This is a genomic window from Bradyrhizobium sp. T-12 (genome assembly GCF_058314695.1).
This window is the reverse complement of the sequence record NZ_CM177756.1, coordinates 489,009-505,188: the sequence shown is the minus strand read 5'-3', so window position 1 is coordinate 505,188 and position 16,180 is coordinate 489,009. Positions and strand designations below refer to the sequence as shown.

Annotated in this window: 17 protein-coding genes; 7 read left to right on the top strand and 10 right to left on the bottom strand. The window is 65.7% G+C overall.

Features of this window, described 5'->3' with window-relative positions; all coding sequences use genetic code 11:
- Nucleotides 1–50: 50 nt before the first annotated feature.
- Nucleotides 51–1,106 (bottom strand): LysM peptidoglycan-binding domain-containing protein, encoded by a 1,056-nt coding sequence (locus AC0WRY_RS02445; protein ID WP_194405519.1) that lies wholly within the window; start codon nucleotides 1,104–1,106, stop codon nucleotides 51–53.
- 239 nt (nucleotides 1,107–1,345) lie between these two features.
- Here AC0WRY_RS02445 and AC0WRY_RS02440 point away from each other — a divergent pair, with 239 nt between their 5' ends.
- Together AC0WRY_RS02440 and AC0WRY_RS02435 are read left to right on the top strand one after the other, a co-directional pair.
- Nucleotides 1,346–1,996, top strand: a complete 651-nt coding sequence (locus tag AC0WRY_RS02440) for a hypothetical protein (RefSeq protein ID WP_194408138.1) — start codon at nucleotides 1,346–1,348, stop codon at nucleotides 1,994–1,996.
- A gap of 204 nt (nucleotides 1,997–2,200) precedes the next feature.
- Nucleotides 2,201–4,864, top strand: coding sequence for a bifunctional diguanylate cyclase/phosphodiesterase (locus AC0WRY_RS02435; protein ID WP_194405518.1), 2,664 nt, complete (start codon nucleotides 2,201–2,203; stop codon nucleotides 4,862–4,864).
- Between the two features lie 94 nt (nucleotides 4,865–4,958).
- Here the strand turns inward: AC0WRY_RS02435 and AC0WRY_RS02430 are convergent, their stop codons facing one another.
- The 6 genes from AC0WRY_RS02430 to AC0WRY_RS02405 all read right to left on the bottom strand — a co-directional run bounded on the left by AC0WRY_RS02430 (nucleotide 4,959) and on the right by AC0WRY_RS02405 (nucleotide 10,855).
- A complete protein-coding gene (locus AC0WRY_RS02430; protein WP_194405517.1) occupies nucleotides 4,959–5,744 on the bottom strand; it encodes an ABC transporter permease in 786 nt (261 codons plus the stop codon).
- Nucleotides 5,741–6,553 (bottom strand): ABC transporter permease, encoded by an 813-nt coding sequence (locus AC0WRY_RS02425; protein ID WP_194408137.1) that lies wholly within the window; start codon nucleotides 6,551–6,553, stop codon nucleotides 5,741–5,743. Before AC0WRY_RS02425 ends, AC0WRY_RS02430 begins: the two co-directional genes overlap by 4 nt.
- Nucleotides 6,554–6,622: 69 nt before the next feature.
- Nucleotides 6,623–7,672, bottom strand: a complete 1,050-nt coding sequence (locus tag AC0WRY_RS02420; protein ID WP_194405516.1) for an ABC transporter substrate-binding protein — start codon at nucleotides 7,670–7,672, stop codon at nucleotides 6,623–6,625.
- Nucleotides 7,673–7,700: 28 nt separating this feature from the next.
- The gene (locus AC0WRY_RS02415; protein ID WP_246776400.1) at nucleotides 7,701–9,008 is read right to left on the bottom strand and encodes an NAD(P)/FAD-dependent oxidoreductase; all 1,308 of its coding nucleotides are present in this window, start codon (nucleotides 9,006–9,008) and stop codon (nucleotides 7,701–7,703) included.
- A 12-nt stretch (nucleotides 9,009–9,020) separates the two neighbouring features.
- The gene (locus AC0WRY_RS02410) at nucleotides 9,021–9,737 is read right to left on the bottom strand and encodes an HAD family hydrolase (RefSeq protein WP_194405514.1); all 717 of its coding nucleotides are present in this window, start codon (nucleotides 9,735–9,737) and stop codon (nucleotides 9,021–9,023) included.
- Nucleotides 9,738–9,772: 35 nt separating this feature from the next.
- Entirely contained in the window at nucleotides 9,773–10,855 is a 1,083-nt protein-coding gene (locus AC0WRY_RS02405) for an ABC transporter ATP-binding protein (protein WP_194405513.1), read from the bottom strand.
- A 210-nt stretch (nucleotides 10,856–11,065) separates the two neighbouring features.
- Between AC0WRY_RS02405 and AC0WRY_RS02400 the strand changes: the two genes are divergently transcribed.
- Entirely contained in the window at nucleotides 11,066–12,019 is a 954-nt protein-coding gene (locus tag AC0WRY_RS02400) for a LysR family transcriptional regulator (RefSeq protein WP_194405512.1), read from the top strand.
- A 137-nt stretch (nucleotides 12,020–12,156) separates the two neighbouring features.
- On the opposite strand, the gene AC0WRY_RS02395 is transcribed toward AC0WRY_RS02400, so the two are convergent.
- A complete protein-coding gene (locus AC0WRY_RS02395) occupies nucleotides 12,157–12,279 on the bottom strand; it encodes a hypothetical protein (protein ID WP_256438880.1) in 123 nt (40 codons plus the stop codon).
- Nucleotides 12,280–12,382: 103 nt separating this feature from the next.
- Nucleotides 12,383–12,559 (bottom strand): hypothetical protein, encoded by a 177-nt coding sequence (locus AC0WRY_RS02390; RefSeq protein WP_194408511.1) that lies wholly within the window; start codon nucleotides 12,557–12,559, stop codon nucleotides 12,383–12,385.
- Nucleotides 12,560–12,699: 140 nt separating this feature from the next.
- On the opposite strand from AC0WRY_RS02390, the gene AC0WRY_RS02385 reads away from it, so the two are divergent.
- The 3 genes from AC0WRY_RS02385 (at nucleotide 12,700) to AC0WRY_RS02375 (ending at nucleotide 14,321) form a co-directional block, all read left to right on the top strand.
- Nucleotides 12,700–12,831, top strand: coding sequence for a hypothetical protein (locus AC0WRY_RS02385; protein WP_256438879.1), 132 nt, complete (start codon nucleotides 12,700–12,702; stop codon nucleotides 12,829–12,831).
- Between the two features lie 127 nt (nucleotides 12,832–12,958).
- Nucleotides 12,959–14,080 (top strand): lactonase family protein, encoded by a 1,122-nt coding sequence (locus tag AC0WRY_RS02380; protein ID WP_194405511.1) that lies wholly within the window; start codon nucleotides 12,959–12,961, stop codon nucleotides 14,078–14,080.
- Nucleotides 14,081–14,150: 70 nt separating this feature from the next.
- Entirely contained in the window at nucleotides 14,151–14,321 is a 171-nt protein-coding gene (locus AC0WRY_RS02375) for a hypothetical protein (RefSeq protein WP_194405510.1), read from the top strand.
- A gap of 6 nt (nucleotides 14,322–14,327) precedes the next feature.
- On the opposite strand, the gene AC0WRY_RS02370 is transcribed toward AC0WRY_RS02375, so the two are convergent.
- Nucleotides 14,328–14,951: a PAS domain-containing protein gene (locus AC0WRY_RS02370; protein WP_194405509.1), complete on the bottom strand. Its 624-nt coding sequence runs from the start codon at nucleotides 14,949–14,951 to the stop codon at nucleotides 14,328–14,330.
- A 289-nt stretch (nucleotides 14,952–15,240) separates the two neighbouring features.
- Here AC0WRY_RS02370 and AC0WRY_RS02365 point away from each other — a divergent pair, with 289 nt between their 5' ends.
- On the top strand, nucleotides 15,241–16,131 hold the full coding sequence (locus AC0WRY_RS02365; RefSeq protein WP_194405508.1) for an efflux RND transporter periplasmic adaptor subunit: 891 nt from the start codon (nucleotides 15,241–15,243) through the stop codon (nucleotides 16,129–16,131).
- Nucleotides 16,132–16,180 lie beyond the last annotated feature (49 nt).

Genomic DNA, 16,180 nt, shown 5'->3' with positions numbered 1-16,180 from the left:
GTCGCGGGGCGTTCTCAAATGCCCTGCACGAACGACGCGGGGACGCTCGCTCACTCCGCCTTTTGCGGCATCACGAAGGTCTGGCCGGGATAGATCAGATTGGGATTGTGGATCTTGTCGCGGTTGGCGTTGAAGATCACGGCGTAGCGGGCGCCGTCGCCATAGGCGAGCCGGCTGAGCGTCCACAGGCTGTCGCCGCGGGAGATCACCCGGCTGCCGCCGGCCTCCGCCGGTGCGGCGTGAAGCGCGTCGGCCGGCGAGGCCGAGGCCACCGTGGTCGCCGCGGGCGCGCGCGCCATGACCCTGGGTTTCGGCCGGGCAGCTGACGCCAGACGCGGCGAGGCCGACGGCAGGGCGGCCACGACGTCCGATTTGTCATCCGCCTTCTCGGCCTGCTTCGGCTCTTGCCTGTTCTCTTGCTTCGCAACCGGCGCCGGGCGCGCGGGCGGCGGCGGCGCCTCGGCGATGGTCACCGGCATGGTCCGGCCGGACTGCGTGACCGTGCCATCCGGCGCCTTGGCCCGCAGCGTCAACTCATAGGATCCGGCGGGAAGCTGCGGCGGGGTCATCACGAACTGGCCCGAGGCGTCGGCAATCGCACTGTCGAGCGGCTTGCCGTCGCGCAGCAGCTCGACCCTGGCACCCGGCGCGGCCTGGCCCGCGATCACCGCCGCCTCGCCGTGATCGTCGACGCGGGCGACGTCGAAACGGGGGCCGGTGTCGGCGACCGCCGGCGGCGGCTTGACCGGCGCGAGATCGGGCAGCGCCGTGGCGAGCTTTTGGGTCTCGGCCAGTAGAGGCGCCTTGGACGCGGACTCGGGCTTGGGCTCGGCGGCCGGGACCGCCGCTGGCGCAGGTTCAGGTGCAGGCGGCGTCACGGCGGCCAGCTTGGGCTGGTCCGCTTTGGGCTGTTCCGGTTTCGGCTCAGGCTTGAGCTCGACCTTGGCCTCGGCTCTGGGTTCGACCTTGGCTTCCGGCTTGGCGGCGACCATGGTCTTGCTTCCGTCAGGCAGCAGGCGGCGCAGCTCGGTCGGGCCGATCACCAGCACCGTGCCGACCAGCGCGAGCAGGCAGAAAGCAATGAAGGCCTTGGATGCGGTAATCATCGGAAAAACCTTAATTGGCAAATCGACCGGGACCGGCAAATTGCGCCGATTTGGCTGCGGCAGCAAGACGGTCGATGGGATGATAGCGCCGTCCCGGCGCTATCAGGGATGAACCGGCGCCACGGTGCGGGTGTCCAATGATCAAGGCCGCACTCGCGGCATTTCTTCAAGGGAATTTTGCCGTGACCGTATTTTCCCGTGCCGCGCCAACTCTGTCATTTGGGCTGACGCTGGTCCTGATGCTCGCCGCCTCCCCTGCGCTCGCCGCCTCCGGTCCGCCGCCGGGGTTCGTCCTCACCGACAATGCCGACCTCGCCTTCACCTCGCCCGACGGCGCCACCAGGCTCGAGCAGTACATGAAGGACAGTGAAGACCTCTTCGAGGTCAAATGGCAGGTCTGGGCACGGCGCGGCAACCAGATGACGGAGCTGAAGCCCGAGCAAGGCTATGGCGCCGGCTTCCGCTTCACCAGCGACTCGCAATGGCTGGTGCGGATGCAGAAGACCGGCTCGGGCTCGCAGGATCTGTTTCTCTACCATGTCGAGAACGGCGCCTTCGTCAACGCGACGAAGCAGTCGCTCAGCGACCTCGCCTGGGCCTATTTCCACAGCCGGCCCGACACCAAGAACATGAAGCTCGACTACCACATCTCGGCCAATCTGATGAAGGGCACCGAGGATGCCTATCGCTGGCTCGGTGTCGACTGGCCCAACAACCGCTATCTCCTGATCTCGCTGTCAGGCGAAATGGACAATCATCCGAAGAACGTCGCGGTGAAGGGCCTCGCCAATTGGCGCTGCCGCTACGACCTCAAGACGGGGACCTTCGACGTGCCCAGGATGTTCGCCAAGAGCAACGCGGAAGCGTTGAACTGGGAGATCAAGCGGTAGATGCCGCAACGATGCTCTCTCCGTTCCTCCCCTCGCGAAGGAGGGAACACGCTTCCGTCGCGGCACCATGCGGGGTCTCGATCTGCGGTTGCTTTGCTCAGGAAGCCAACCTCCTGATTCCGCTCCGATTTACATTTGGCTAACCCTTACTGGTAACCGGGTCTTGTCGGTTTTGCCGCATCTTGCATCCCACGGGAGGGCTGCATGGGCACATCGATGCGATGGAGCGCGCGAGGACGCGCGTTGCTCCGCCGTTGGCGTGGGGCGCCGCTGACATGGTTGATCGCCGGCGGCTTCGTGCTGATGGCCGCGACGGCCGTCGGCACCGCGCTCACCGTCGACCGCTTCCGGCAGAATGCGATCGAGAGCGGCCGTGACCACCTCGAAAGCTCCGTGCGCCTGCTGGCCCGCCATTTCGACCGCGAGTTCGAGGATTTCGCGGTGCTGCAGAAGAGCATCATCGCCGAGCTCGAGAGCCGCGGCATCGCCTCCGTCGATGTGTTCCGCAGCGAGATGGGCACGCTGGCCATGCACGAGCTGCTGCGTGCAAAAGCCAGCGGCTGGTCCGACGTGGCCGGTGCCAATCTGTTCGATTCCCGCGGCATGCTGATCAACTCGTCGCGGCGCTGGCCGGTCCCCGATATCTCGGTCGCCGACCGCGGCTATTTCAACCGCCTCAAGAACGATCCCGCCTCGCAGGAAGAGATCGAGGTCGTGCCCGGCCGGTTCGGCACCGGGCCGGCGATCGTGTTCGCGCGGCGCGTTTCAGGTCCGCACGGCGAGTTCCTCGGGCTGGTCTCGCGCGCGATCGCGCCCGAGCAACTCGAGTCGTTCTTCGCCTCGACCGGGCTGGGCGAGGAATCCTCGATCGCCATGCACCATCAGAACGGCCAGCTGCTCGCGCGCATGCCGCGTGTCGATGCCATGATCGGGCAGAATTTCCGCAAGGGCAGCCCGGAACAGATGGCGGTGTTCGATCGCACCTTCGTCTCCATGCAGCTCGCAAGCCCGATCGACGGCAAGGACCGCATCGTCGCCTCACGTCTGCTCGCCGGCGAGCCGCTGGTCGTGGTCGCGACCAAGTCGCTGGACGCGACGCTCGCGACCTGGCGCACGCAGACGAAATTCTTCGTCACCGTCGCCGTGGCGTCGATCGGCCTCTTGGTGCTCACGCTATTCCTGATCTTCCGTCAGATGACGGGCCGGCTCTCGCTCGAGAAGCAGCGGCTCGACACCGCGATGAACACGATGACACAAGGACTCCTGATGTTCGATCAGGACGAGCGGCTGATCGTCTGCAACCGGCGCTACATCGAGATGTACGGCTTGTCCCCTGACGTGGTGAAGCCCGGCGCCGCGTTCCGCGACGTCATCCAGCATCGTCACGACACCGGATCGTTCCACGGCGACGTCTCGTCCTATTGCGACGACATCCTGAGCAATGTCGGGCGTACCCAGACCGCCATCGTCGAAACCGCCGACGGCCGCCTGATCGAGATCAAGAACCAGCCCGGCGCCGCCGGCGGCTGGCTCGCGACCCACGAGGACGTCACCGACCGCATCCGCGCCGACGAGCGCATCGCCCATATGGCGCATTACGACGCGCTGACCGATCTGCCGAACCGCGTGCTGATGCGCGGGCATCTGGAGCGGCGCGTTGCCGAGCTCCGCGAAGGCAAGCCGTTCGCCATCCTCTATATCGACGTCGACGAGTTCAAGGGCGTCAACGATTCGCTCGGACACGAGGTCGGCGACGAATTGCTCCGCCAGGTCGCGAACCGCCTGCGCGCCTGCGTGTCCGGCAACGATCTCGTCGCGCGGCTCGGGGGCGACGAGTTTGCCATCGTCAAGGCCGGCACGAGCGATCCGGCCGAGCTGACGGCGCTGGCGGAGAACATCCTCACGGCGTTGCGCGCGCCGGTGGACTGCAAGGGCCAGGACATTCCGACCGACGCCAGCATCGGCATCGCGATCGCGCCCGATCATGGCGACAATCTCGACGATCTGCTCAAGCGCGCCGATCTGGCGATGTACGCGGCGAAGTCGGAGGGGCGCCGCACCTACCGGATCTTCGCGCCCGAATACGACGCCAAGGCGCGGCTGCGCCGTCAGCTCGAGCTCGATCTGCGCCAGGCGCTGGTTCGTGGCGAGTTCGAGGTGCACTACCAGCCGCTGGTCGATCTCGCGGCCAACGTCGTAACCGGCTGCGAGGCGCTGTTGCGCTGGCGCCATCCGGAGCGCGGCATGATCTCGCCGGCAGACTTCATTCCCGTGGCGGAAGACACCGGGCTGATCGGCGAGATCGGCGAATGGGTCTTGAGGCAGGCCTGCCGCGAGGCAGCCTCATGGCCCGGCCAGATTCACATCGCGGTCAACGTCTCTCCGGTGCAGTTCCGCTCGCGGACGCTGGCGCTCAAGGTCGCAGCCGCGCTCGCGGAGTCGGGGCTGGCGCCCGGACGGCTCGAGCTCGAGATCACCGAGACGGTGCTGATCCGCGACGACGAGGAGGCGCTGACGATTTTGCAGCAGCTGCGCGAGCTCGGCGTGCGCATCGCGCTCGACGATTTCGGCACCGGCTATTCGTCGCTGAGCTATCTGCACCGCTTCCCGTTCGACAAGATCAAGATCGACCGCAGCTTCATCAGCGACATCGGCCAGTCCGAAGATTCCTCGCCGATCGTGCAGGCCGTGGTGCACATGGCCGCGGCCCGCCGCATGGCGACGACCGCCGAAGGCGTCGAGACCGAAGCCCAGCGCGAGGTGCTGCGCCAGCTCGGCTGCAGCCAGATGCAGGGCTGGCTGTTCAGCCCGGCGGTGCCGGCGGCGAAGCTGAAGCTGCTGCTGGCGGCGCAGGCGGCGGCAGCTTAGCGACGCCTCCTCTTCAGCGGGACGCCCGCTCCGCGAAATGGTCGCGGGGAAAGGCGCCCTCCTCGACGCCTCAGCCTGAAGGCCGCCATTCGCTCTACGTCTTCTTCCCCTGTCTTGTGGTCGCGAGCAGCACGAGGAGGAAGGAGCCCGCCGTCATCAGCGCCGATATCGCCGCAATTGTGGGATCGATCTCGTCCCGAAGCGCCGTGAACATGCGCTTGGTCAGCGGCTGGTATTGGCCGCCGGAGATGAACAGCGCGACGATGGTCTCGTCCATTGCCGAGATGAATGCGAAAATGCCGCCAGCGACCACGCTGGACTTGATCTGCGGCAGCGTCACCGCAAAGAAGCTGCGGAGACGGTTCATGCCGAGGCTGCGCGCCACCATTTCCTGCGCGGGATCGAAGCTCTGCAGGCCGGCCAGGACGGAAATGACGACATAGGGCAGGCCCAGCATCACGTTCGCGAGCACGAGACCGGGCATGGTCGCGACCAGGCCGACCTTGGCGTACACGAAGAAGATGCCGACAGCGGTGATGATGATGGGCACCACCAGCGGCAGCAGCAGCGTCATGTGGATCAGCCGCATGATCCGCAGCTTCGACTGGCTGATGGCATAGGCGGCGGCGACGCCGAAAGGGGTCGCGATCGCAACGGTCAGCAGTGCAACCGTCAGCGTCACCCGCGTCGCCTGCATCCATGCCGGATTGGAGAAATAAAGCTGGTACCAGCGCAGCGAGAAGGACGGCGGCGGGAAGGTCAGGAAGCGCGCGCTGGAGAACGAGATCGGCACGATGATCAGAACCGGCAGGATCAGATAGACCAGCACCAGCGCGCTGACCACGTACAGAACAATCCGTGCGGTTGAGGCGCGCATCATTTCTGCCCCAACACGCGATCGAGCGAGATGAAGCGGCTGACGACGAAGAAGGTCGCGAGCACGCTCGCGAGCAGCACCACCGCGACGGCGCTCGCCGCGCCGAACTGGTTGTAGAGCTCGACGTTTCGGCTGACGAGCATCGACACCATCACGGTGCGACCGCCGCCGAGCAATTCGGGCGTGATGTAGAAGCCGAGGCAGAGCACGAACACCATGGTGCAGCCAGCGAGCACGCCCGGCAACGACAGCGGCAGGAACACGCGGAAGAAGGTGAGCGACGGGCTCGCGCCCAGGCTGGCGCCGGCCTGCATCAGGTCGTTCGGGATCTTCTGCATGGCGGCATAGAGCGGCAACACCATGAACGGCAGCAGGATATGCACGGTCGCGACCACCGTGCCGAACGTATTGTGGACCAGCGCGAGCGGTTCCGAGATCACATCGAGATAGCGCAGGAACTGGTTGATCACGCCGGTACGCTGCAGCAAGGCCAGCCAGGCATAGGCGCGCACCAGCACGCTGGTCCAGAACGGAAGCACGACCAGCGACAGGATGAGGATGCTCCACCCTTTCGGCAACGAATTGGCGAGATAGGCCACGGGATAGCCGAGCAATAGCGCGATCACCGTGACTGCGAGGCTGATCTCGAAGGTCAGAGCGAAGCTGCGCCAGTACACGTCCTCGGTGAAGACGCGGCGATAATTCTCCAGCGTAAAGCCGTCATGGTAGACCGACTGCCAGGCGAGCCAGCCGACCGGCAGCACGATCAGCGCCAGGATCACCAGCAGCGCCGGCGACACCAATGCCAGCATCAGGCCGTGCTCGCGGCGCTGATGCTTCAGGGATGGATCTTGCACTGATGTCGTCAACGCTGGCTCCGCCTACTTCTGCATGAACGACGCCCAGCGCTTCTCGGCGGCCTCTCCGGCCGGCGAAGACCACCAGGCATAGGACATCAACGCCTGCTTCGCCGCATTCGCCGGCTCGCTCGGCAATTGCGCGGCACGCTCGGGCTTGATCACGTTGGTCTCGAACGCCTTGGGATTGCCCGGGCCGTAGTCAATCTGGAGCGGCAGATTGGCCTGGTGCACGGGGTCGACGGCCTCGTTGAGAAATTTCACCGCCGTGTCGAGGTTCGGCGCACCCTTGAGGATGCACAGCGAGGTGCTCTGCAGGATGCCCTGGTTATAGGTGAACGACACTTTGGCCCCTTCCTTGGCGACAGCGCTGACGCGGCCGTTCCACGCCATCTCCATGTCAACCTCGCCGTCGTTGAGGAGCTGCGCCGACTGCGCGCCCGAGGTCCACCACACCGTGATGTGCGGCTTGATCTCCTCCAGCTTCCTAAAGGCGCGGTCGACGTCGAGCGGATAGAGCTTGTCGGGCGCGACGCCGTCGGCCATCAGCGCGGCCTCGAGCGTGGCGAACGGGTGGTTGCGCAGCGCGCGGCGTCCGGGGAATTTCTTCACGTCCCAGAAATCGGCCCAGCTGTTCGGGGCGCCCTTCGGAAAGGTCTTCTGGCTAAAGGCGAGCACGCTGGAATAGAACTCGTAGGACACCGAATAGGCGCTGCGATACGCTTCCGGCATCGCCGCACCGTTCGGAATCTTGGAGAAATCGAGCTTCTCGATCAGGCCCTGCTCGCCGCCACGCAGGCAATTGCCGGTCGGCGTGTCGACCACGTCCCAGATCGGCTTGCCGCTGCCGACCTGCGTCTTGATCGCGGGCCAGGCGTCGGGAATGGAGTCCTGGTTGATGGTGATGCCGAGCTTCTTGGCGGAGGGATCGAGGATCGCCACCGTCTGCGCCTGCTGATAGGCGCCGCCCTGCGAGACGAAGGTGATCTGCTCGGCGGCATCAGCCGCGGTGCCCCCGAGCGCGAGCACGCCAAGCAGCGTGCAGCCAAGTTCGAAATTGCGTTTGGTGTTCATCGTCGCCTCCTCCTTCGCCAAAATTGGCTTACCGGCCGATCGCATCGAGAAACTGGTACCAGCCGGCGACCAAGCGTATGGCGGGCTCGCGCAGCGGATAGAACGGAATGGATTTCATGCGCCAGACATCGAGCAGGCCGACGTCAGGCGTCTCACCGCGCACGAGGGCCGCGAGATAGCGCCCCATCAGGCTCGACATCGCAACGCCGGCGCCGTTGTAGCCCATCGAGACCAGCGTGCGATCGTCGAGCCGGCCGATATGCGGCACCGAGTCCAGCGTCATCGCGACGAGGCCGGACCATTTGTATGCGAGCGGAATGTCGGCGAGATCGGGAAAGATGCCGACCATCGCCTTGCGCAAGGCGTCGAAGGCGGCCTGCGAGTCCTGTTTGCCGAACGCGCCGCGGCCACCGAAGATCACGCGGTTGTCGACCATGCGGAACCAGCGCATCATGCGCTTGGTTTCGGTATAGGTGCGCCCGGTCGGCATCAGTTTTCCCGCGAGATTGCGCGGCAGTCTTTCCGTCGCGACCATGGCGCTGCGGAACGGAATCAGCGTGCGCTGCATGTGCGCGGTGGCGGCGGTCAGATCCGAATAGCTGTTGGTCGCGATGATGGCCTGCTTGGCGCGCACCGCGCCTTGCGGCGTCTCGGCGACGATGCCGTCCTTGTCCCGGTAGAGCTTGGCCACAGGCGATTCCTGGAAGATCGGCACTCCGCGGCCGGTCACGCCATCGGCGAGACCGCGCAGATAATTCAGCGGATGGATGCCGCCCGAGCCGGGATTGAGGACGCCGCCGACGAAGACGTCGGAGCCGGTCTCCTCGCGCACGCCGTCCTTGTCGAGGATGCGGACCGCTGCCGAGCCCATCTCGCGCGTCATCCAGTTGGCCTCGTCGATCGCGGCCCGGAGCGTCGCCTCGTTGTGTGCGGCCTTGACCTGGCCGGTGCGCGTCAGGTTCGCGCCGGCGATGCCGAACTCCGACACCAGTTCCTCGACCATGTCGGTCGCTTGATGCGCGATTTCGTACATGCGCCGCGCCATGGCGCGGCCGTGTGCGGCGTCGATCTCGCGGAACGAGAGGCGAAACTTTGCGGTGATCACGCCGCCGTTGCGTCCGCTCGCGCCCCAGCCGGGGCGGTTTGCCTCCAACACGACGGGCGACAGGCCGCTCTTGGCGACATGATGCGCCGCGGACAGACCGGTATAGCCTGCGCCGATGATCACCACGTCCGCCTGGCTCTCGCCCGACAGCACCGGAAAGGCGCGAGCCGGATTCGCCGTGGCTTCCCACAGCGAATCGACCGATGGCAGCGCGCGCCAATCCTGCGTCATGGCCGCGCTCATCTACTCCACTGGCCCGATTGCGGCGTCGGCGAGCGCCTTCAGGGTCGGGTAATGGAAGTCCGGCTTGGTCAGCGCCTCCACCGCCGGCGTGCCGCCGAAGCCGGCGATGCCCTGTCGGCGTTCGATCCAGCACACCTTATAGCCGAGCTTCCGCGCGATCCCGATGTCGTGATACTGGCTCTGCGCGACGTGCAGAATGTCGGACTGCTTGTAGCCGAAGGCCGACTGGCGGCCCTTGTTGTAGGCGAAGAATTCCGGGTTCGGTTTCGCCACACCGGTGTCGTCGGCGCAGACGGTGTCGTCGAAGGGATTGCCGAGCGCATGGGCGTAGCAGGACAGCGCGACGCGGTCGGCATTGGTCATCGCGACCAGGCGGAATTTCGTGCGCAGCCGCTTGAGCGCCTCGACCGAATCCGGGAACGGCCCCCAGCGCAGCACGGCGAGCTGGAACACGTCGCAGGACGCATCGTCGGCGGGCAGCCCGAGCTCCTTCGCGAGATAGCGGTAGACATGGAACATCACCTCGCTGGAGCGCTCGTAATGCTTGTCGCGGCCGCGCTTGTAGGATTCGAAGATCACGTCGTCGCTGAGCTCGGCCGGCGTCTTGCCCGAAATCTTGCGCACGGCGGCGAGCACGCCGGTTTCGAAGTCGATCAAGGTGCCGACGACGTCGAAAGTGAGAACCTTGAAGTTGCTGAACGCGGCTTGGGTCGACATGTCGTTTCTTCTCTCGGCTTGGATGAATCTGAAGTTCAATCCCCCGCCCTGGGCACGACGATCGTGTCCTCGGGGTGGAGCGTGACGGTGAGGCTGCCGCCGAGCGGCGGGATACGGTGATAGGCCTGGTGGTAGCTCGGCTGGCGCAGGCTGAGCGCGATGCCGTCGGCGAGCGCCAGGAAAATGCGAAGGCTTTCGCCCTGGTAGACGATGTCGGTGACGGTGCCGGTCAGCCGGTTGCAAGCGGCGTCCTGCGCGCCGTCGTCGATCAACAGCTTCTCGCTGTGCACGGCCAGCATCAAGGCATCGCCATCGGGAACGGCGCGTGCGCTGCGCAGCAAAGCATTGCCGAGCGCGATGCTGGAGGCATCGACGCGCCGAACGGGCAGCATGGTGGCTTCACCGATGAAGCTGGCGACGAAGGAATCCGCGGGATGATCGTGCAGCCGCGCCGGCTCGTCGATCTGGACCAGCCGGCCGTCCTTCATCACGGCGACGCGGTCGCTCATGGTCAGCGCCTCGCGCTGGTCATGGGTGACGTAGATGATGGTGGCCTGGATGCGCCTGTGCAGCGAGCGCAGCTCGATCTGCATGGATTCGCGGAGCTGCTTGTCGAGGGCGGAGAGCGGCTCGTCCATCAGGATCAGGCGCGGCTCGAAGATCATGGCGCGTGCGAGCGCGACGCGCTGGCGTTGGCCGCCGGAGAGCTGCGCGATGCCGCGCTCCTCATAGCCGGCGAGGCCAACCATGCCGAGCGCGGCACGCACCTTGTCCGGCCATGAGGCTTTCGGCAGGCGCCGCGCGCGCAACGGAAAGGCGACGTTCTCGCCGACACTCATGTGCGGGAACAACGCGTAGTTCTGGAAAACCACGCCGATGTCGCGCTTGTGCGGCGGCATGTAGGTGACGTCGCGGCCGCCGAAGAGAATCGTGCCCGACGTTGGAAGAATGAATCCACCCAGGATACCGAGCAGCGTGGTCTTGCCGGAGCCGGAGGGGCCGAGCAGGGAGACGAATTCACCGGCGCCGACCGTGAGCGAAACATCATCGAGGGCGCGAACGGCGCCATAGGCCTTGCTGGCAGACCTGATCTCGACGCTTTCCGCTCGCTTGTCCAAGATCGACCTCGCCATGTCCCGAGCTGGCGTGCCTCGCTGCGCGCCATAAGCCTGCTTTATAGACAGAGTGCTCGCTGCGATCGTGGCGGAAGCGTGCGCTGCACCAAATCGTCGCTCTGAGCCGCTGTCTTTGGGCCGTCATGTCGATGACACCAGACTTGCGAAAACTCGGCAATTGCCAAATTCTCACCGCGCTCATAACATGACGTTATGCCCGAGCTCCGCCGCATGCTGCCATCCAGCAACGCCCTGTTCGTCTTTGACGCAGCGGCGCGCAATGGCAGCTTCACCGCAGCGGCGGCGGAATTGAACGTGACGCAGCCGGCGGTGAGCCGGATGCTCGGCCAGTTCGAGGAGCATCTCGGCGTGCGCCTGTTCGATCGCAAGGCAGGCCGCGCCGTGCTCACCGAGGAAGGCGAATTGCTGTATCACCGCGTGCTCGAAGGCTTCCGCAGCATCGAGAGCGGGCTTGTCGAGATCGAGCGGCGGCGCAAGGGCACCGAAACGGTGACGCTGTCGGTCTCCTCAGCTTTCACCACGCACTGGCTGATGCCGCGCATCGACAAGCTGCAGAAGCAGTTTCCGCAAGTCGACCTACGCTTCCAACTGATCTCCGGCGCGTTGCGCGGGCCGGTCGAGAACGTCGATCTCGGCATGCGCTTTCGCGATCGCGACGAGCCCTCCTCCGACGGCACGCTGGTGATGAAGGAGGTCATGCTGCCGATGTGCAGCCCCGGCTATCTCGGGGACACCGATCCTGCCGAGGGCAACACCATCATCCGTCTTGCCGAGACGCCGGGCGACTGGGCCGCGGATTACGCATCGTTTCTGACCGGGCGCCGCGGCTCAGCCAAGGGGCTGAGCTTCACCGATTATGCCGTGGTCGTGCAGGCAGCCCTGCTAGGCCAGGGCATCGCTCTCGGCTGGCTGACGGTGACCTCGCATTGGCTTCTGACCGGCGCGCTGGTACCGGCCTCCGATACACTGGCCACCACGCGCCGCCTCTGCGAGTTTCTGCCGCCCCGCAACCGGCCCATGCGGCCCATCGCCGCCGAAATCCGGGACTGGATCATCGCGCAGATGCGAAAAGAGGTGGCGGCGATCGACCGGCAATATCCGCAACTTGGATTGATGTCGGCCTGCTATGGCGTGAGCCTGACCTAGAATCGGCGACGGCAGACAAGCGATCTTGATCTGCTCTGCCTCGACGACGATCACTGGCTCTCCGCGCTGATGTCACTTGCGTCCTCGGCTGCCTTGGAAAAATCCGAACCGCGCCGAGCGCCGCGAGCAGGGGTGGCTCACATCTGCCGTCTGGCGGCCTGCACTTCGACGAACTCGGCGTCGGGATGGCTGACGATGGTGGCGACCCAAATGCCGCTGATGATCAGCGACCAGGCGGTGTCCCAATAAATCCAAAACACGAGCCAGCCTCCATCTTCATCTCACCCGCCCGCGGGACCGGGGTAACGGCAACGCGGTGCTGCCGTTCCCGACGCGGGGCGCGGCACGACCGCGCGGCAAGGGCTATTTGGATTTGGTCGGTGGCGGCGCCTGATCGGTTTGGCCGGTGTGGCGCTTTGCCACGACGTCCTCATCGCGCTCGCCCTGCTGCGGGCGCGGTGGCGACTTGGGCAGGCCGGCCTGACCGCCATGCTTGCCTCCCATGTCGGGCTTACCTTCGAGATCGTTTTCGCGGGGCATGCGCCTTCAATGCGCGGGCGCGGCTTTGGTTCGCATTGCGCCGGCCAATTTCGACTGTGAACGAGATCATAGGATTGCCGCGGTTTGCAGTGCACGATCGAAATGCCCTGACTTTCCATGACGCCGACGGATTCGACCAGATGCGGAAACGGCTCATCGCCTGGACCATCCTGACCTCAGCGCTGGTTGCGGTCGTCGTCTGGACCGTGCTCGGACCGCCCGCGCATCCGTCCGGCCCGCATCTGCCCTCGCGCACCGCGGCGATGCGGTAGCCGTCGGCGGCGACCGATGCGATTTCGGCATCGATCGATCCCCATTGGAATTTGGTGCGGCGGTGCGCCGCCCGCTATCCTCGTCGGCAAAACGGCAATGCCGCGCCGCGGCCTTCAGGAGGAGCCCATGTCGAGACCGACCCGACGCAGCGCATCGCCACGCGCTGCGATCGCCACCACCCTGTTCGCTGCCCTCACTCTCATTTCTGGAGTCCGCGCCGGCATGGCCGACACCTTCGCCTATGTCGGCAACGCCGACAGCAACGACATCAGCGTGTTCAAGATGACCGAGAGCGGCGAGATGAGTCCGGTGCAGACGGCCGCCTTCACGGGCGTCGACAAGCCCGGCTCCTCGACGCCGCTCGCGATCACGCCCGATCACCGCGTGCTGATTGCCGGCGTGCGCTCGCAGCCCTATCAGGCCGTGAGCTTTGCGATCGATCCCAGGACGGGCCAGCTCAGCCCTGCCGGCAACGGACCGCTGGCCGACAGCATGGCCAATATCGCCGTCGACCACAGCGGCAAGTTCCTGTTCAGCGCCTCCTATGGCGGCAACAAGGTCGCGCTGAATCCGTTGAACGCGAACGGCGTCGCCGGCGAGCCGAAGCAGGTGATCCCGACCGGGCTGAACGCGCACGCTTTCCTGCCCTCGCCCGACAACCGCTTCGTGTTCGCGACCAATCTCGGCTCCGACCAGGTGCTGGCCTTCGCGTTCGATGCCACCACGGGCACGCTGACGCCGAGCGATCCGCCGGCCCACAAGGTGCCGGAGAAATCGGGGCCGCGGCACTTCGTGTTCCACCCCAATGGCAAGTTCGTCTATCTCCTGCACGAGCTGAACGGCGACGTCGCGGCATTCACCTATGAAGCCAGGAGCGGCGCCTGGGACGAGATCCAGCGCACCACCGCGCTGCCGGAAGGCTTTTCAGGAAAGCCCTGGGCCGCCGACATCCACATCACCCCGGACGGCCGCTTTCTCTACGCCTCCGAGCGCACCACCAGCACGCTCACGGCCTACAAGGTCGACGTATCAAGCGGCAAGCTGACCACGATCGGCAGCGTGCCGACCGAGAAGCAGCCGCGCGGCTTCCAGGTCGATCCCTCGGGGCGCTACCTCGCCGCAGTCGGCGAGCTCTCCGACAGCATGACGGTGTACGCGATCGACCAGAGCAGCGGCGCGCTGGCCAAGCTGAAATCCTATCCGACCGGCAAGAAGCCGAACTGGGTGGAGTTCCTGACCCTGCCGTGAGGGGGGCCGGGCCGGCCTACGTAAACATCCGTAATTTCGGAAGGCGCGACTTATTGTCATATCAGCGGTCATGGACCGTCAGATCGTCTTCAAGTGCCCGCAGACCGGCATGAACGTGCAGCATCGGCTCAATGACGAGCCGACCGACCGCACGCATGTATCGGTGTCCTGTCCGGCCTGCACGCGGCTGCATCTGATCGAGCGGGCCAGCGGCAAGCTGGCGGGCAACCGCCGCGGCTGAGAGGCTTTACGGCCGCCCGGTGACTTGCCCGGTGACTTGCGCCGTGACGTCCTCGACGTGGTGCAGCAGGTAGACCAGATGGCCTGCCGCATCGTGGATCGGCGAGTTGATCGGCTGCCAATGGCGCTCGACGAAGACCCCGTCGGGATCGCGGATGTCGTAGCGCTGGACCGCCATGGCATGCGCCTGCCCGGTTTCACCGACGATCCTCAGGCTGCCGTAGAGGTTGCTGACGCCATCGGCGAGCGGATCGTCGGGATTGTCAGGAAATATCTCGAACAGCGACCGGCCGACGATGTCGGCCCGGCCGGTCAAGGTCGCGGCCGCATAGGCGTCGTTGACGTCGACGATCAACAGGCCCGGCCCTGGGTCCAGCAGCATATAGGGATGCGGTGACGCCTCGAATTCGGGCTGGAATTGCCTGCGGATCAACTCGGCGTCGCCATGCTGCCGCCGGCGCTGTTCAAGCGGCGTCGCGTCGGCTCCTGACGCCGCCGAGTTCAGCAACGCCAATTGGCGCTTCGCCGAGGCCAGCAGCGCGCGCACGGTGTTCTGCACCGTCGGATCGGCCGCTTCATTGAGCAGCCGCTCGAAATGAACGATATTCTGCTCGCAAACGAACCGTTGCATCCCGCCTCTCGACCATGAGCCGTGCGGCCGCGATACCGCGTCACCCCATCTTAGTTCCATACAGGCGGCTCTGGCAGCTGAGAAGACCGTGATAGTCCGCACTTTGGGAGTAGGTCGGTTCGCAACGCATCGCTCATAAGAAGCGAACCTGTTGTCCAATCACGCGACTAATCAAAGACTTGCCAAGATGGCCCGCGTCGGCGCGGCCTCCCTTTCGGGGCCATGCCGCCGTAGTCCGCGCCCCCGCCATCTGCTATCGATGGGAGGCATAGAACCCGTGGAATTTCCGATGCGTCATTTGCCCCGTGCCGTTGTTCGAAGCCTGTGTCCCGCAGCCGTCGCCGGGGTGCTGATCCTCGGTCAATCTCCGGCCAGAGCCGCCGATGACGAGGCGCCCAAGGGGCCGGCGGTCACGGTGCTGAAGGTCGCAAAATCCTGCTTCTCCGACATCGTCGAAGCCACCGGCACGATCATCGCGCGGGAGGAAACCTCGGTGCGGCCCGAGCGCCCGGGCCTGAAGGTCACGGACGTGCTGGCGGAAGCAGGCGACACCACCACCGCCGGCCAGGTGCTGGCGCGGCTGGCGCTGCCCGAGGGCGGCACGCTGCAGGTCACCGCGCCCGTGGCGGGCGTGATCGCGACGTCGACCGCCCAGATCGGCAATTTCGCCTCGGCCAAGGGCGAGGCGCTGTTCACGATCGTGGCGCGCAGCGAATACGATCTCGTCGGCCTCGTGGCGACCACCGATGTGCGCAAGCTCGCCGTCAACCAGCCGGCGACGGTGCGGATCGCGGGGGCCGGCGACATCGAGGGCAAGGTGCGCCGCATCGGCCCGACCGTCGAGCCCAACATCCAGCAGGGCATGGTCTATATCGGAATTTCCTCGCAGAAGCGGTTGCTGCTGAAGGCGAGCGGCCGCGCGCTGATCAAGACCGGACAGAGCTGCAACGTCGCGGTGCCGCTGACATCAGTGCAATATTCCTCGGCCGGCACTGTGGTTCAGGTGATCCGCCGCAACCGCGTCGAGACCAAGCGCGTCGAGGTCGGCCTGATGTCGGGCGGCAATATCGAGGTCCGCGACGGCCTCAACGAAGGCGACGTCGTCGTCGCCCGCGCCGGCGCGCTGCTGCGTGAAGGCGATCCGGTGCGCCCGGTGATGGCCGCGGAAGCGGCGAAGTAGTCTCTCGACAACTCTCGTGTCCCGGACGCGCTGCAGCGTGTAACGCTGC

Bases quoted from the DNA above. Each gene is read 5' to 3' on its own strand.
- AC0WRY_RS02445 (WP_194405519.1), bottom strand. From the start codon at position 1,106: ATGATTACCGCATCCAAGGCCTTCATTGCTTTCTGCCTGCTCGCGCTG.
- AC0WRY_RS02440 (WP_194408138.1), top strand. From the start codon at position 1,346: ATGCTCGCCGCCTCCCCTGCGCTCGCCGCCTCCGGTCCGCCGCCGGGG.
- AC0WRY_RS02435 (WP_194405518.1), top strand. From the start codon at position 2,201: ATGGGCACATCGATGCGATGGAGCGCGCGAGGACGCGCGTTGCTCCGC.
- AC0WRY_RS02430 (WP_194405517.1), bottom strand. From the start codon at position 5,744: ATGATGCGCGCCTCAACCGCACGGATTGTTCTGTACGTGGTCAGCGCG.
- AC0WRY_RS02425 (WP_194408137.1), bottom strand. From the start codon at position 6,553: ATGCTGGCATTGGTGTCGCCGGCGCTGCTGGTGATCCTGGCGCTGATC.
- AC0WRY_RS02420 (WP_194405516.1), bottom strand. From the start codon at position 7,672: ATGAACACCAAACGCAATTTCGAACTTGGCTGCACGCTGCTTGGCGTG.
- AC0WRY_RS02415 (WP_246776400.1), bottom strand. From the start codon at position 9,008: ATGACGCAGGATTGGCGCGCGCTGCCATCGGTCGATTCGCTGTGGGAA.
- AC0WRY_RS02410 (WP_194405514.1), bottom strand. From the start codon at position 9,737: ATGTCGACCCAAGCCGCGTTCAGCAACTTCAAGGTTCTCACTTTCGAC.
- AC0WRY_RS02400 (WP_194405512.1), top strand. From the start codon at position 11,066: ATGCCCGAGCTCCGCCGCATGCTGCCATCCAGCAACGCCCTGTTCGTC.
- AC0WRY_RS02390 (WP_194408511.1), bottom strand. From the start codon at position 12,559: ATGCCCCGCGAAAACGATCTCGAAGGTAAGCCCGACATGGGAGGCAAG.
- AC0WRY_RS02385 (WP_256438879.1), top strand. From the start codon at position 12,700: ATGCGGAAACGGCTCATCGCCTGGACCATCCTGACCTCAGCGCTGGTT.
- AC0WRY_RS02380 (WP_194405511.1), top strand. From the start codon at position 12,959: ATGTCGAGACCGACCCGACGCAGCGCATCGCCACGCGCTGCGATCGCC.
- AC0WRY_RS02375 (WP_194405510.1), top strand. From the start codon at position 14,151: ATGGACCGTCAGATCGTCTTCAAGTGCCCGCAGACCGGCATGAACGTG.
- AC0WRY_RS02370 (WP_194405509.1), bottom strand. From the start codon at position 14,951: ATGCAACGGTTCGTTTGCGAGCAGAATATCGTTCATTTCGAGCGGCTG.
- AC0WRY_RS02365 (WP_194405508.1), top strand. From the start codon at position 15,241: ATGCGTCATTTGCCCCGTGCCGTTGTTCGAAGCCTGTGTCCCGCAGCC.